The organism is Streptomyces sp. NPDC056361 (genome assembly GCF_042262805.1).
Classification (GTDB): domain Bacteria; phylum Actinomycetota; class Actinomycetes; order Streptomycetales; family Streptomycetaceae; genus Streptomyces.
Window position 1 is genome coordinate 1 of the sequence record NZ_JBHJQI010000304.1, and the last position, 2173, is coordinate 2173.

At 70.5% G+C, this 2173-nt stretch carries 2 protein-coding genes and 1 rRNA gene; all 3 read left to right on the forward strand.

What is annotated here, in order from left to right:
• A 5S ribosomal RNA gene (gene rrf, locus ACFCY7_RS40350) occupies window positions 1–92 on the forward strand; the annotation flags it as partial.
• Between the two features lie 205 nt (window positions 93–297).
• Window positions 298–1365 carry a hypothetical protein gene (locus ACFCY7_RS40355; RefSeq protein WP_376491065.1) on the forward strand — a complete coding sequence of 356 codons (1068 nt, stop codon included), beginning with the start codon at window positions 298–300 and terminating at the stop codon, window positions 1363–1365.
• The gene (locus tag ACFCY7_RS40360; protein WP_376491066.1) at window positions 1365–2135 is read left to right on the forward strand and encodes a hypothetical protein; all 771 of its coding nucleotides are present in this window, start codon (window positions 1365–1367) and stop codon (window positions 2133–2135) included. Before ACFCY7_RS40355 ends, ACFCY7_RS40360 begins: the two co-directional genes overlap by 1 nt.
• Window positions 2136–2173: the final 38 nt, after the last annotated feature.

Genomic DNA, 2173 nt, shown 5'->3' on the forward strand with positions numbered 1-2173 from the left:
CGCCCGGTTACATTCCGAACCCGGAAGCTAAGCCTTTCAGCGCCGATGGTACTGCAGGGGGGACCCTGTGGGAGAGTAGGACACCGCCGAACAATTCTTCAGGACCCCTGGTCCCAGCGTTCACGCTGGGACCAGGGGTCCTTTTGTTTTTTGCTTGACTTTTTCCGATGCGCGGCTGAGTGCCGGCTGCGCGAGAATGACTGCAGTACCCGAAGACAGGAGTCACGACCATGCCCACCAACTCTCCCGACGACCGTCCGGAGCGCGAGCCGCGTCGCAGGGACGGTGCCGGTGCCGGTGGCGACCGAGGCGGCTTCCGCGGGCCGCGCCGGGACGACAGCCGTGGTGGGGACAACCGTGGTGGCGGTTACCGCCGCGATGACCGTGGCGGCGACAACCGCGGTGGCGGTTACCGTCGTGACGACCGCGGTGGCGACAGCCGCGGTGGCGACAACCGGGGTGGCGGTGGCTTCCGTCGTGACGACCGGGGTGGCGACCGACCGAGCTTCTCGCGGGACGACAACCGTGGTGGTGGCTTCCGTCGCGATGACCGTGGCGGCGACAACCGCGGTGGTGGTGGCTTCCGCCGTGACGACCGGGGTGGTGACAACCGGGGTGGCGGTGGCTTCCGCCGTGATGACCGCGGTGGTGACAACCGCGGTGGCGACAGCCGTGGTGGTGGTTTCCGTCGTGACGACCGTGGTGGCGACCGTCCGTCGTTCCGTCGGGATGAGCGTCCTTCGTCGTCGTACCAGCGTGATGACCGCCGTGACGACCGAGGCGGCTTCCGTCGCGACGACCGCGGTGGCGACAACCGGGGTGGTGGCGGCTTCCGCCGTGACGACCGGGGTGGCGACCGTCCGTCGTTCCGTCGCGATGAGCGTCCCTCGTCTTCGTACCAGCGTGACGACCGTCGCGATGACCGTGGTGGGGACAACCGTGGTGGTGGTTTCCGTCGTGATGACCGTGGTGGCGACCGTCCGTCGTTCCGTCGGGATGAGCGTCCTTCGTCTTCGTACCAGCGTGACGATCGCCGTGACGACCGGGGCGGCTTCCGTCGCGACGACCGCGGTGGCGACAACCGGGGTGGTGGCGGCTTCCGCCGTGACGACCGTGGTGGGGACAACCGGGGTGGGTTCCGTCGGGACGACAGCCGTGGGGGTGGCTTCCGGCGGGATGACCGTGGGGGCGACAGCCGGGGTGGGTTCCGTGGGCGGGACGACCGTGGTGGCTACGGGCGTCGGGACGACCGGGGTGGTCGGGACTTCGACCGGGAGCGGAGTGACCGGGCGCCGATCAAGCGGCTGCCGATTCCGCCGGAGGTCACCGGTGAGGAGATCGACCCGGACGTGCGGCAGGAGCTGATGAGCCTGCCGAAGGGTCTGGCGGAGGAGGTCTCGCGCAACCTCGTCATGGTCGCGCAGCTGATCGACGAGGACCCGGAGCAGGCGTACGGGTACTCGCGCGTCGCGCTGCGGCTCGCGTCCCGTGTGGCGGCCGTGCGTGAGGCGGCCGGCTTCGCGGCGTACGCGACGCAGAAGTACTCCGAGGCGCTGGCCGAGTTCCGGGCCGCGCGGCGGATGAGCGGTGGCGTCGAGCTGTGGCCCGTCATGGCCGACTGCGAGCGCGGTCTCGGTCGGCCCGAGCGGGCGCTGGCGATGGCCGGCGAGCCCGAGGTGCTGAAGCTGGACAAGGCCGGTCAGGTCGAGATGCGGCTCGTGGCCGCCGGCGCGCGCCGGGACCTGGGGCAGCTCGACGCGGCGATCGTGACGCTGCAGAGCCCCGAGCTCGCTTCCAGCGCCGTTCACCCGTGGACCGCGCGCCTGCGGTACGCGTACGCCGACGCGCTGCTGGCCGCCGGCCGTGAGAACGAGGCGCGGGAGTGGTTCGCGAAGGCCCTGGAGGCCGACAAGGACGGCGCCACGGACGCGTCGGACCGGCTCGCGGAGATGGACGGGGTCGAGTTCGTCGACGCGTTCGACGAGTCGGACGACGTGGACGAGTCCGATGACGTGGATGACGTGGATGACGTCGACGTTGACGTCGAGGAGTCCGATGAGGTCGTCATCGACGTCGAGCTTGACGACGAGCTCGACGAGGACGACGAGGACGAGCGCGGCGGCGACGACCGCTGACGTGGTCGGACAGTGAGAAGGGCGGCACCCCGAGGGGG